The sequence below is a fragment of the Aeromonas sp. QDB18 genome, from assembly GCF_027705325.1.
In the GTDB taxonomy this organism is placed as follows: domain Bacteria; phylum Pseudomonadota; class Gammaproteobacteria; order Enterobacterales; family Aeromonadaceae; genus Aeromonas; species Aeromonas caviae.
In genome coordinates this window covers 1-12,589 of record NZ_JAPDBQ010000031.1, presented here as the reverse complement: position 1 = coordinate 12,589, position 12,589 = coordinate 1, and the positions used below count along the sequence as shown (strand labels likewise).

The following is a 12,589-nucleotide window of genomic DNA, read 5'->3' as shown; positions in this document are numbered from 1 at the left end:
GGGTTGCACTGTCGACAATGCATACTCCGCCACGAACAGCCGACGTCATTCCGATGACGTGGCGCACTTTATGCCCATTTCAAAACATGATCAAGCTCACAGATAAGGGATGGGGCAAATTGTGTCGTAGGGATAACTGGCTGTTTCTTGGGATTTATTAGTGATCCAAGTAGGCGCGATGCAGTTTCTTCTCAAGCTTCATATAAGCCTCAGCCCAAGCGTGCCGCAGGGTGGCGTCACCAGCCCTGACCGAGAGGACAGCAAGATAGTCCGCCTCAGTTGCTTCGCACAGCAAGGGTGTGAAACTGAGCAAGAAGTGACGGGCGAGGTAGGGATCGAGAGGCCAGATGTTGAGGATGGCCCGCGCCACGGGCTGGACGGCGGTGGAGCAGATGAAGTGCCGATGACCCGCTTCCAGCCATTGGGCCATCTCGGCGAGGCTTTCTTCCGGCACGATGCCGCCATCGCCTTTCTCCCTGGCCAGCGTCATCGTGTGACCATTGCCCAGTGCCAGGGTGCCGTTTTCTGCCACGACGCCGTCGTGGCTGCGCAGGGGAAGCGTCGTCTGGCCTTCAAGATAGAGGCTGCAGCTGTCCGGGAGGGCCGCCAGCACGGTGGCGGCGTCCCCCTGCATGGCCATGGGCAGCCAGAACGCTTCGGCCCGGGTCTGCAGACCCTGGGCGAGCTGACGGGGGAGGGAGTCCGGGTCGGAATGAAGACGGGAAATGATGCCGGGAAATGCCATGTTGATGACTCTCTTGGAAATAACCGGCGAATTATACGAGGGATGGCCGGGCAACAAGAAAGGTTTCTTTTCGAGACTGTTTACCTGAGGCGACGCAGCGATTACCATCCCCGAGGTTTGTGAAGGGTTGTCGTCGAAAGACGCTGATTATAGATAGAGGCTCGACCATAACGAGTCCGTTCAAAACTGATACACTTGACTACGAGTCGTCGCGAAAAATAAAGGTGGAGTCAATCCGCCGAACGGAGTATGAAACACATGAATTCAAATATCGTAACTGTTGGCAAGAAGATCCGTCAGATCCGCGAAGCGGTAGGCCTGAGCCGTCCCAAGTTTGCCGATCTGCTGGGCGTCCCCCCAACCACCCTGAAGAACTATGAACTGGGTTACCGTGAAGTCGGAGGCGCCTTCCTGGTTGCCCTGGCCCACCACCCCGATCTGCACAAGTTCACCCTCTGGCTGCTGGCTGACAAGAAAGTCGCCGAAATCGGCCAGATCGGTCCGGACGATATTGCCAAGGCTTGATTCAGTTCAACCTTGATAAAAATGCCGCCCTCGAGGCGGCATTTTTTATTTGTCAAAATGGATGATTATTTAATTAAATAATGCGTTGTGTGCGGTCAACGGCGATTTTCACTAAATCATCTTGTCGGGCTGGATTAATCCACGGAACACTCCGACCCTTTTAATTCAGGCGGTGATCCACACAGCGAGACAACGATGAGCCAATCCATTACCAAAGCCAGAGATGGGTTTACCAGCACCTTTGGCGTGCTGGCCGCGACCCTGGGGTCTGCCGTCGGGCTCGGCAATATCTGGAAGTTTCCCTATCTGACCGGTGAGAACGGTGGCGCCGGTTTTCTGCTGGTCTATGTCATCGCCACTCTGCTGGTGGGATTGCCGGTGATGATCTCCGAGATCATGCTGGGGCGCGAGGCCAGGACGGATGCGGTCAGCGGGCTCATCAAGCTGGCTCCGAAGGGGCAACCCTGGTGGCTGATCGCCGCCATGGGGGTGAGCGCGGCCTTCCTCATCATGTCGTTCTACTCCGAGGTGGCGGCCTGGGTGTTTGCCTACATCTTCAAGGCGGCCAGCGGCGAGATCCTCTCCACCGATCCCGCCGTCACGGGTGCTGCCTTCAATTCACTCATCACGGATCCCTTGCAGAGTCTGCTCTGGCAGTGGCTGGTGCTGGCCCTGATGGGGGGGATCTTGCTGATGGGGGTCTCCAGGGGGATCGAAGCGGTCACCAAGCGGTTGATGCCACTGCTCTTCATCCTGCTGCTGGTGATAGGCGTGCGCAGCCTGACTCTGCCCGGAGCAAGCGAAGGACTGCATTTCCTGTTCTCGCCGGATTTCTCCAAGGTGACCGCAGGCGTCGTGCTGACGGCCATGGGGCTGGCGTTCTTCAAGCTCTCCATCGGGATGGGCTGCATGATGACCTATGGCAGCTATTTTCGCGATGATCAGCACCTCCCTCTCACCACGGTACGAGTGATGTGCGCGGATCTCTTCGTCTCCATGCTGGCGGGGATCGCCATCTTCCCGGCGGTGTTTGCCTTTGGCTTCGAGCCGAGCGCAGGCCCCTCCCTGCTGTTCATCACCATACCCGCGGTCTTTGCCAGCATCCCGTTTGGACACCTCTTCATGGTGCTCTTTTTCGTGCTCTCCGCCATCGCAGCCACCGGGGCCATGCTCTCCATCCTGGAGGTGCCGGTCTCGGTGCTCTCCGAGCGCTTTCACATGAGCCGCATAAGGGCAACCTTGATCAACCTGCTGGTACTGGGGGCGGTCGGCTCGACCTGTGCGCTCTCGAGCAGCACGCTGGCGGATGTGCAGGTTGGCGGGAAAACCTTCTTCGATCTGTTCGACTTCGTCTCTTCCAACGTGCTGATGCCCCTTGGCGGCATCTTCCTCTGCCTCTTTGTGGGCTGGGTATGGGGATTCGAGCGGATGACGACGGCGCTGACCAATGGAGGCAAGCTATCGCTGCCCATCCTCAGGCCCCTGTTTTTCATCATCCGCTATGTGTCGCCGCTGCTGATCCTGGTAGTGATGCTCAAGGGGCTGGGGCTGTTCTGAGCCGCGTCGCCAGAAACAAAAAAGCGCCTATTGGCGCTCTTTTTGTCTTTTACCCCGATATGTCTTCATATCAGGCAGAGTCGTGACAGCTCCTCCTTGAGCTGCTCCAGGTTGCGCTCGACACAGGCTTCCCCCTCGTTGATGGCGTCGCTCGCGCGGTGGAAATCCATGATGGAGAGGTTGCCAAGGCGCGGGCAGAGCTGGATCTCGGGGGGATCCCCGGCCATCCGGGCACGGGTGATGCGCTCCTGCATGATGTTGATGGAGCCCGTCATCACCCCCCACATGCCGGGGGTACTGGGTTCGCGCTCGCCCCGGTTCAACCACTGGCTGAGCAGCCCCCCCTGCACGGGCTCGTCCGGTTCGTCGGTCCAGGGCTGGTGCATGTCGGTGTTGAGGTTGACGGCGATCACCACCTCGGCTCCCATGGCGCGGGCCAGGGAGATGGGGACCGGGTTGACCACGGCCCCGTCCACCAGCCAGCGATCCTCCACCCGGGTCGGGGTGAGCAGGCCGGGCATGCCGCAGGAGGCGCGCACACACTGGCGAAGCGGCCCTTCCTGCAACCAGATCTCGCGACCGGTATCGAGTTCGGTGGCGACGCAGGCAAAGGGCAGCGGCAGGCTTTCGATGGCGGGATCCCCCAGATGGCCGGCGGCGATGCCAAACACCTTGTCACCGCGAAACAGGCCGCCTGAGAGGGCAGGATCGAGCAGCCCCATGACCTGCAGGCGGCTGAAGCCGCGCACCCAGCTCTCCAGCTTGTCCAGTTCACCAGCGGCATAGGCTGCGCCGACAAAGCTGCCGATGGAGCAGCCAGCCACCAGATCCGGCTTGACGCCCAGTCGCTCCAGGGCACGGATGATGCCGATGTGGGCCCATCCTCGGGCCGCACCGCTGCCCAGGGCCAATCCCAGACGGGGTTTTCGTGACACAGTTGCGTCTCCTGACATGAAGTGGGAGTCCAGCTTACTCCGGCTTCTCCTGCCCGTCATCCTGCCACGCTTCGCTGCGATTGCGGCCGTTGGCCTTGGCCTGATAGAGGGCGATATCGGCGCGGCGGATCACCTCCTGCAAGGAGATGGCCGGTGACTGGCGACAGTGGCCCAGGCTGACGGTCACCTTCAGCTCGGCCGCGATGGCGCTCCAGGGATGCTCTGCTATGCACAGACGAAGCCGCTCGGCCAAGGGGGCCAGAGGGATCGCTTCATCGGCGACGAGCAGCAGGAACTCCTCGCCGCCCCAGCGGATCAGGTGGCACTCCCGTGTCAGCAGGGACTGGCAGAGCTGCACCAGACGGATGAGGACCTGATCGCCCACCCCGTGGCCGAAACGGTCGTTGACTTGTTTGAAGTGATCGCAGTCAAACATGATGGCGCCGATGCGTTGGCGGCCTGCCAGGGCCTGGCGGTGTTCGAAGGCATCGAAGTAGTGGCGGTTGAAGGCGCCGGTCAGGGCATCGTGGCGCGACAGATAGTTGAGGCGGCGGTTGAGGCGCTGGGCACGCAGGCTGGAGACGGTCGCCACCACCAGACAGAGAATGGTGATGAGCGCCGTCGCCGATTGCCACAACAGCGTCTGCAGCAGAGGCAGCAGCGGGATGCGATGGATGAGGGAGAGCGGTGTCTCCGGGATGGGGTAGACGAGCTGCAAGGCGCCCTGTTGCCACTCATATTCCGCTGACTGCGCCGTCCTGACCGGGGGCGGTGCGGTACCGGACTGGCTGCTGGCGAGGATCTGCTGATGGGCGTTGAGCAGGAACAGGGTGCCAATCCGGGGGGCGAGGCGGTGCAGGGTCTGCGCCAGCGTGACGGTCTGGATGTCGATGCTGAGCAGGCCAATGATCTGGCCGCCCTGGGTAATGGGCTGGGAGAGGGTGATCATCTGCCCCCGTCCGGCAAAATCCTGGTAGGGGCGCGAGAGCATGGCGTGCTCCAGGTGGGGATGCCTGGCCATCGCCTCCTGCCAGTAGGCCTTGCTGTAAATCACGGGATCGAAGCGAAACTGGCTGGATGGCACCCAGGGATAGAGGTAGATGAAATTGTCCGTACCGGTGAAGTAGATCCAGGCCACGTCCCTGTCCAGCAGCTTGCTGGCCGTGGCGAGCAGGGGGGAGAGGCTGAGGGCGAGATGTATTCTGGCTTGCCGCTCGCTGCCGTCATGGGGCAGCGGGCCCTGCCCGGTCAGGTTGCCGATGAGGGCGGGGGCAGATCGACGGGGATGCGATCCAGATTGATGCCGTGCTCCCCGTCGGATTGCAGCGCCTGATAGAGCTGGCGAGAGAGCACGGACTGGGGATTGCTGCGCAGGCGCTCCTCCGCCTGGCCGCGCATGGCCTCAAGGAAGGTCTCCATCCGCTGGTGCTGGCTGCTGAGCTGGGTCGCGGCGTTGATGGTGTCACGCTTGTTGATCTCGGTAACCTGGCGAAACGCATGTTGCAGGGCGAGCAACAGCAGCAGCAGGCCGAGGCCCAGCAGCAGCCACTGCAATCGGTATCTGGCAAAGGCGGGGGAGGGAATGGACATGGGCGTACCGGAAGATGGCGAGAGTCGGCATCAGTGTAAGGCAGAACCCTGACGCGCGTGCCGACAAGATGCGTTTTTGATGATCTTCTCACCGGACTGTTACGTTTTGTCACATTTATACATAGTCACGGCATAGTCAGGGGGTAACATGGTGCCATCCTTGATGAAGCTATCTCTTCTTCCTCTCTCTTTGACTGCATGGATCTTGTGATGAAAACGCGCGTGTGGCTGTGGCTTTTCCCTCTTCTTCTATTGCTGGCGGCGGGCGCCTGGCATCTGCGGCAGGCTGAACCTGCCAGCAAGCCTGCACCAAGAGAGATCAATATCAGGGCCGAAACCGTCAGGCAGAGCCTGGCCGAGCCCTCCATCAAGCTGGTGAGCAAGCTTGCGGCCAATCGCTCCGTGGCCATCAGTCCCGAGGTGACCGGCCGCATTGCCACCATCGCGGTGAGCTCCGGCCAGCAGGTCACACAGGGGCAGACCCTGATCGCCCTGGATGCGGGCAAGCAGCAGGCGGAGCTGGCCGAGCAGAGCGCCAGCGTGCGCGACGAGGTCCGCAAGCTGCGGGACATGCGCAAGCTGGTGGCGCGAGGCGCCGTCACCACCTCGGAGCTGGAGGGGCAGGAGGCGACTGTTGCCCAGGCCCAGGCCCGGGTCGATGCGGCCCGTTACGAGCTCTCCCTGCGCACCCTGGCCGCCCCCTTCGACGGCACCGTCAGCCTCATCGATCTCAGCGAAGGAGCCCTGGTCAACAGCGGCGACGTGCTCTTGCATCTGGACGAGCTGGCAAAACTGCGGCTCGATCTGGCGGTGCCCGAGCGCTACCTCTCCCTGCTGCGCCCCGGCATGGCGGTGACGGCAACCAGCTCGGCCTGGCCGGATCAATCCTTTTCCGGCGTGCTGGAGACCCTCGACAGCCGGATCTCCAGCGACACCCAGAACATCAAGGCCCGCGTCATCCTGCCCAACACCGGTGGCCAGCTGCGTCCCGGCATGCTGATGAACGTGGATCTCTCTCTGCCACCCCAGAAGATGACCCTGATCCCCGCCCAGTCGGTGGAGTATGCCGGCGAGCAGCGCTTCGTCTATCGCCTGGAGGCGGACGGACGGGTGAAGCGCGTGCCGGTGGAGCTTGGCGACACCCATGGCGAGGCCGTCTGGGTGCTCAAGGGGCTCAGCGTCGGCGATCGCATCGCGGTGGAGGGGCTGGTCAATCTGCGCGACGGCGCCCAGGTACGTGATCTGGGCGAGGTGAAAGGCTGATGTGGCTCTCCGATATCTCAGTACGCCGTCCCCTGGTGGCGGTGGTCATCAGCGCCCTGCTCACCGTGTTCGGCCTGGTGGCCTTCAGCAAACTCACCGTGCGGGAGATGCCGGATGTGCAGACTCCGTCCGTCTCCATCACCACCACCTATGAGGGGGCGGCCCCCGAGGTGATGGAGAGCCAGGTCACCAAGCCCATCGAGGATCAGCTCTCCGGCATCAGCGGCATCAAGAACATCAACTCGGTGACCCGCAAGGGGCGCTCCTCCATCACGGTGGAGTTCAAGCTCGGCTGGAACATGCTGGAGGGCACCTCCGACGTGCGTGACGCCATCTCCCGGGCCAGACCCAAGCTGCCAGACGGGGCGGACGAGCCCATGGTGACCAAGGACAACGGCAACGGGGATGTGGCCATCTGGCTCAATTTCAGCAGCACCCAGATGGATCGTACCGCCATGACGGATTACGCCAATCGCATGCTGGTGGACCCCTTGAGCCTGGTGGACGGGGTGAGCGAGGTCTCCCTCTCCGGGGACCTGACCCAGGTGATGTACGTGCGGCTGCGCCCCGCCGACATGGCGGCCCGCGGCATCACGGTGGCCGACGTGCAGGATGCCCTCAAGCGGGAGAACATCGAGCTGCCGGGCGGCGAGATCCGCAACAACACCATGACCATGGCGGTGCAGATCGCACGGCTCTATCACAGTGCGGAAGATTTTCGCACCCTGCCAGTGAAAACCGCCACCAATGGTCAGAGCATCTATCTGGCGGACATTGCGGATGTGGAGGTGGGGGCCAAGAACGAAGACAGCGCCTATCAGCGCAATGGCCGCGAGAGCCTGGGGATTGGCATCGTCGCTCAGTCCACCGCCAATCCCCTGGCGGTGGCCCAGGGCATCGAGAAGAAGCTCGTGGAGATGCAGCGCTTCCTGCCGGAGGGGGCCACCCTTGAGGTCGACTACGACTCCACCATCTTCATCAAGCAGGCCATCGACGAGGTGTATGAGACACTCGCCATCTGCGCCCTGCTGGTGGTCGCCGTACTCTATCTCTTCCTCGGGCAGGGGCGCACCACCCTCATTCCGGCCATCACGGTGCCCGTCTCCCTGATTTCGGCCTTCATCGGTGCCTGGTATCTGGGCTTTTCCATCAACCTCATTACCTTGCTGGCCCTCATCCTCGCCATCGGCCTGGTGGTGGATGACGCCATCGTGGTGGTAGAGAACATCCACCACCACCTGCAACGGGGCGAGTCCCCCTTGATGGCGGCCTGGCACGGCACCCGGGAGGTGGGCTTTGCCGTCATCGCCACCACCGCCGTGCTGGTGATGGTGTTCGTGCCCATCGCCTTTATGGATGGCATGGTGGGGCGCCTCTTCACCGAGTTCGCCATCCTGCTCTCCCTGGCTGTGCTCTTCTCCTCCCTGGTGGCGCTCACCCTGACCCCGGCCATGGGCTCCTGGCTGATGCGTGCCGTGGACAAACCCAACGCCCTGACCACCACCCTGGACAAGGGACTTGGCTGGGTGGAGGAGCGTTATCGCCGCGTGCTGGGGGCCGTGCTGCGCCGCGCCGTCTGGATGCCCCTGGTGTTGCTGCTTTGCCTTGGCGGCATTGGCGCCCTCTTTGGCAAGCTGCCCGCGAGCCTCACCCCGACCGAGGACAGGGGCGTGCTCTATGTGTTCGTGAAAGGGGCGGAGGGCACCAGCATCGAGCGGATGAAGCGCAACATGCAGCAGGTGGAGGCCGCCATCCTGCCGCTGCTCGGCAAGGGGGTGGTGCAGGCCATGAGCTTCAGCACCCCGGCCTTCGGGCGCGGCGGCGATCAGACCGGCATGGCCATCATCCAGCTCAGCGACTGGGCGGTGCGGGAGGAAACGGCCACCGAGTTTGGCCGCTCCCTGAGCGGCCGCCTCGCCGGCATCCCCGACGTGATGATCCGCACCTTCCAGCCGGGGTTCAGAGGCGGCTCCACCGCGGCGGTGCAGTTCGTGCTGCAAGGCTCCGATTACGGCGAGCTCAACCAGCAGGGGCTGGCGCTCAAGGAGGCGGCGGCCCAAAGCGGGCTGATGCAGAGCCCGGATCTCGACTATGCCGAGAAGACCCCGGAGCTGCAGGTGACCATAGAGCGGGAGCGAGCCACCCAGCTCGGCATTCCGGTCTCCACCATCGCAAGCTCCCTGCAGGCCCTGCTCGGCGGCGTCAGCCAGACCACCTATGTGGACAGGGGTGAAGAGTATGATGTCTACCTGCGCGCCAACCAGACCCAGTTCAACGGTATCTCCGACATCAGCCGCATCTATTTGAAGGCCGCGAGCGGCGAGATGGTGAGCCTCTCCACCCTGGCGACCGTCACCCAGGTGGCGAGTCCCCAGCGCCTCAACCACTACCAGCGCCAGAAGGCGGTCACCCTCACCGCGGACGTGGCCCCCGGCCACACCCTGGGGGAGATGCTCGACTTCCTGGATGGCTGGGCCGCGGATCACCTGCCCACCGGCATGTCGGTGGATTATGCCGGCGAGTCCAAGGACTATCGCGACAACCAGGGGGAGATGGCACTGGTGTTCGGCCTGGCCCTGCTGGTGGTCTATCTGGTGCTGGTGGCCCAGTTCGAGAGCCTGCTGACCCCGGCGGTGGTGATGATGACGGTGCCACTCGGCATCTTCGGCGGCCTGCTCGGCCTCTGGCTCACGGGGCAGGAGCTCAGCATCTACAGCCAGATAGGCATGATCATGCTCATCGGCATGGTGACCAAGAACGGCATCCTCATCGTCGAATTCATCAACCAGCTGCGCCAGCGGGGTGAAGGGTTCGAGGAGGCGATCATCAAGGGGTCGGTGCGCCGCCTGCGCCCCATCTTGATGACCTCGCTCACCGCCATCATCGGCGCCGTGCCCCTGATGCTCTCCATGGGGGCGGGGTACGAGAGCCGGATGGCCGTGGGAACCGTGGTCTTCTTCGGCTTGTCCTTGGCGACCCTGGTGACCCTGCTGGTGGTGCCCGCCATCTATCACCTGATCGCCAGACGCGCGGGGATGACGGGGGCGCGGGACAGGCTGGTGGACGAGGTACTGGCCACGGCAACCCCGGCCAGTCCCTCCCCGGTGCCGGGGGCGGTGGCCCCCGAGGGGCGTGACAAACCGGCGGCCTAGCGTGCCGACCCGCATGACAGCAAGCAGGGCGCCAATGGGCGCCCTGCTTGTTGATGAGATCGGAGTCTGTCACGCCGACCTGTCGCGCCCGCTCGAAGGAGCCCCTTCCCCTCGCGTTCTGTAGGGGCAAAAAGCCGTCGCCCCCGCCTGGCTCTGCCGGTATAATGCGCGACCCGAATTGTTCCAGGTGGTCAAAATGCAGCCGGTTACCAACCTCTTCTCCTATCCCCGTTACTGGGCCGAGTGCTACGGCACGGCGCCCTTCCTGCCCATGTCCCGCGCGGAGATGGACAAGCTCGGCTGGGACAGCTGCGACATCGTGCTGGTGACAGGCGACGCCTACGTGGATCACCCGAGCTTCGGCATGGCGGTGATCGGCCGCATGCTCGAATCCCAGGGTTTTCGGGTCGGCATCATCGCCCAGCCGGACTGGTCATCGAAAGATGACTTCATGCGCCTGGGCAAGCCCAATCTCTTCTACGGGGTGACGGCGGGCAACATGGACTCCATGATCAACCGCTACACCGCCGACAAGAAGCTGCGCCACGACGACGCCTACACCCCGGGGGATGTGGGCGGCAAGCGGCCGGACCGCGCCACTCTGGTCTACACCCAGCGCTGCAAAGAGGCCTATAAAGAGGTGCCGGTGGTCATCGGCGGCATCGAGGCATCCCTGCGCCGCATCGCCCATTACGACTACTGGTCCGAGACCATCCGTCGCTCCATCCTGATCGACGCCAAGGCCGACATCCTCATCTATGGCAACGCCGAGCGGCCGCTGGTGGAGGTGGCTCACCGTATCGCAGGTGGCGAGACCATCGACACCATGCAGGACATTCGCGGCACTGCGGTGATCCGCAAGGAGCCGCTGCCGGGCTGGCGCGGGGTGGATTCGAGCAAGCTCGACCAGATTGGCCGCATCGATCCCATCCCCAACCCCTATATGGAAGGGGCGCCCTGCAGCGATGACGAAGGCACGGCGCCGATGGAGCAGGAAGCCAAGCCCATCCTGGTACAACCCCCTAAGCAAAAGCCGTGGGAGCTGACCTACGTCAAGCTGCCGGCGTTCGAGCGGGTGAAGGAGGACAAGGTGCTCTACGCCCATGCGTCCCGCATCCTGCACCACGAGACCAACCCGGGCTGCGCCCGCGCCCTCTCCCAGGCCCACGGCGATCGCATCATCTGGGTCAACCCGCCTGCCTTCCCGCTCGAGACCGACGAGATGGACGGGGTGTTCGGCCTGCCGTACCAGCGGGTGCCGCACCCGGCCTATGGCAACGAGAAGATCCCGGCCTACGACATGATCAAGACCTCGGTCAACATCATGCGCGGCTGCTTTGGCGGCTGCTCCTTCTGCTCCATCACCGAGCACGAGGGGCGCATCATCCAGAGCCGCTCGGAAGAGTCGATTCTTAAAGAAATCGAAGAGATCCGCGACAAGGTGCCGGGCTTTACCGGCGTCATCTCGGATCTGGGCGGCCCCACAGCCAACATGTACAAGCTCCGCTGCAAGAGCCCCAAGGCCGAGCAGACCTGTCGCCGTGCCTCCTGCGTCTGGCCGACCATCTGCCCGCACATGGATACCGACCACAGCCCGACCATCAACCTCTATCGCAAGGCGCGTGACCTCAAGGGCATCAAGAAGATCCTGATCGCCTCCGGGGTGCGTTACGACATCGCGGTGGAAGATCCGCGCTATATCAAGGAGCTGGCCAAGTACCACGTCGGCGGCTACCTCAAGATCGCGCCGGAACACACCGAGGAGGGCCCGCTCTCCAAGATGATGAAGCCCGGCATGGGCAGCTACTACAGCTTCAAGGAGCTGTTTGACAAGTACTCCAAAGAGGCGGGCAAGCAGCAGTACCTGATCCCCTACTTCATCTCCGCCCACCCGGGCACCACGGATGAAGACATGGTGAACATGGCGCTCTGGATTAAAGCAAACCGCTTCAAGCTCGATCAGGTGCAGAACTTCTACCCGTCGCCGCTCGCCAACGCCACCACCATGTATTACACCGAGAAAAACCCGCTCAACAAGGTGAGCCGCCAGGGCGGGGACGTGTTCGTGGTGAAAGGGGAGCGTCGCCGTCGCCTGCACAAGGCGCTGCTGCGCTACCACGATCCGGCCGGCTGGCCGATGATCCGCGAAGCCCTGCTGGAGATGGGCAAGGGCCACCTCATCGGCAACGGCCCCGACTGCCTGGTGCCGCCGGAAGGCCGTGGCGAAGCCAAGGCCGAGCGCAGCCGCAACAAGGGCCTCAAGCCTGCGTTGACTCGTCATAGCAATATCGTGCATCAGCGCGGCAATGGGGCTGGCAACAAGGCCGCCCGTAGCGAGACTGGTGCAGGGAATGCCCCGGCAACCAGCAAACATGGCGGCAAGGCGGGCAATGGCAAACCGGTGGGGTCTCAGCTCCAGAAAGGCTCGGGCAACGGCAAGCCCGCCGCGCAGGGCGCAGGGCAGGGCACAAGTCAGGGTAAACCCGCTGGCAAGCCCGCTCACAAGGGTAAAACCCCGACCCGTGCAGGCTCTGCCAAGCCGGGCGCCAAACCCGCCACTCAAGGCGGCAAGCCTGCGGCCAAAGGGAATGGTGCCAAGCGACCGGCTCGGTGAGTTTGCTGATTGGACTGCGATAGAAATTAAAAAGGCGACCGGATGGTCGCCATTGCTAAGGAAGGTGCGAATAAGCGGGGAAATTCTTCTCGGCTGACTCAGTCATTTCATTTTTTCAGTTTGAGCCGATCTTTTCTCCCGTAAATGCCTTGAATCAGCCTATTTAGACCGTTTCTTCGCCATTTAAGGCGTTATTCCCAGTTTTTAG

The 12,589-nt window shown here is 62.9% G+C and carries 7 protein-coding genes and 1 pseudogene; 5 read left to right on the top strand and 3 right to left on the bottom strand.

All coding sequences use genetic code 11. The annotated features are described in order from the left end of the window. Window positions 1-157 precede the first annotated feature (157 nt). Entirely contained in the window at window positions 158-745 is a 588-nt protein-coding gene (locus OKC30_RS07180) for a hypothetical protein (protein ID WP_049636314.1), read from the bottom strand. Window positions 746-1,003: 258 nt separating this feature from the next. On the opposite strand from OKC30_RS07180, the gene OKC30_RS07175 reads away from it, so the two are divergent. Next, the gene (locus tag OKC30_RS07175; protein WP_010673503.1) at window positions 1,004-1,270 is read left to right on the top strand and encodes a helix-turn-helix domain-containing protein; all 267 of its coding nucleotides are present in this window, start codon (window positions 1,004-1,006) and stop codon (window positions 1,268-1,270) included. 195 nt (window positions 1,271-1,465) lie between these two features. Beyond that, window positions 1,466-2,827: a sodium-dependent transporter gene (locus tag OKC30_RS07170; RefSeq protein WP_160837562.1), complete on the top strand. Its 1,362-nt coding sequence runs from the start codon at window positions 1,466-1,468 to the stop codon at window positions 2,825-2,827. A 65-nt stretch (window positions 2,828-2,892) separates the two neighbouring features. Here OKC30_RS07170 and rssA read toward each other — a convergent pair whose 3' ends face one another. Then, window positions 2,893-3,762 (bottom strand): patatin-like phospholipase RssA, encoded by an 870-nt coding sequence (gene rssA / locus OKC30_RS07165; protein WP_029313973.1) that lies wholly within the window; start codon window positions 3,760-3,762, stop codon window positions 2,893-2,895. 34 nt (window positions 3,763-3,796) lie between these two features. Next, window positions 3,797-5,352, bottom strand: a pseudogene (locus tag OKC30_RS07160) (sensor domain-containing diguanylate cyclase). Between the two features lie 210 nt (window positions 5,353-5,562). Between OKC30_RS07160 and OKC30_RS07155 the strand changes: the two are divergent. The 3 genes from OKC30_RS07155 (at window position 5,563) to OKC30_RS07145 (ending at window position 12,381) form a co-directional block, all read left to right on the top strand. Beyond that, entirely contained in the window at window positions 5,563-6,615 is a 1,053-nt protein-coding gene (locus OKC30_RS07155; RefSeq protein ID WP_160837564.1) for an efflux RND transporter periplasmic adaptor subunit, read from the top strand. Further along, a complete protein-coding gene (locus OKC30_RS07150; RefSeq protein ID WP_270663146.1) occupies window positions 6,615-9,767 on the top strand; it encodes an efflux RND transporter permease subunit in 3,153 nt (1,050 codons plus the stop codon). Before OKC30_RS07155 ends, OKC30_RS07150 begins: the two co-directional genes overlap by 1 nt. Window positions 9,768-9,963: 196 nt before the next feature. After that, on the top strand, window positions 9,964-12,381 hold the full coding sequence (locus tag OKC30_RS07145) for a YgiQ family radical SAM protein (protein ID WP_270666301.1): 2,418 nt from the start codon (window positions 9,964-9,966) through the stop codon (window positions 12,379-12,381). Window positions 12,382-12,589: the final 208 nt, after the last annotated feature.

What these genes read in the sequence shown, in the direction of transcription:
- OKC30_RS07180 (WP_049636314.1), bottom strand. Translation starts at nt 745, where the DNA reads ATGGCATTTCCCGGCATCATTTCCCGTCTTCATTCCGACCCGGACTCC.
- OKC30_RS07175 (WP_010673503.1), top strand. Translation starts at nt 1,004, where the DNA reads ATGAATTCAAATATCGTAACTGTTGGCAAGAAGATCCGTCAGATCCGC.
- OKC30_RS07170 (WP_160837562.1), top strand. Translation starts at nt 1,466, where the DNA reads ATGAGCCAATCCATTACCAAAGCCAGAGATGGGTTTACCAGCACCTTT.
- OKC30_RS07155 (WP_160837564.1), top strand. Translation starts at nt 5,563, where the DNA reads ATGAAAACGCGCGTGTGGCTGTGGCTTTTCCCTCTTCTTCTATTGCTG.
- OKC30_RS07150 (WP_270663146.1), top strand. Translation starts at nt 6,615, where the DNA reads ATGTGGCTCTCCGATATCTCAGTACGCCGTCCCCTGGTGGCGGTGGTC.
- OKC30_RS07145 (WP_270666301.1), top strand. Translation starts at nt 9,964, where the DNA reads ATGCAGCCGGTTACCAACCTCTTCTCCTATCCCCGTTACTGGGCCGAG.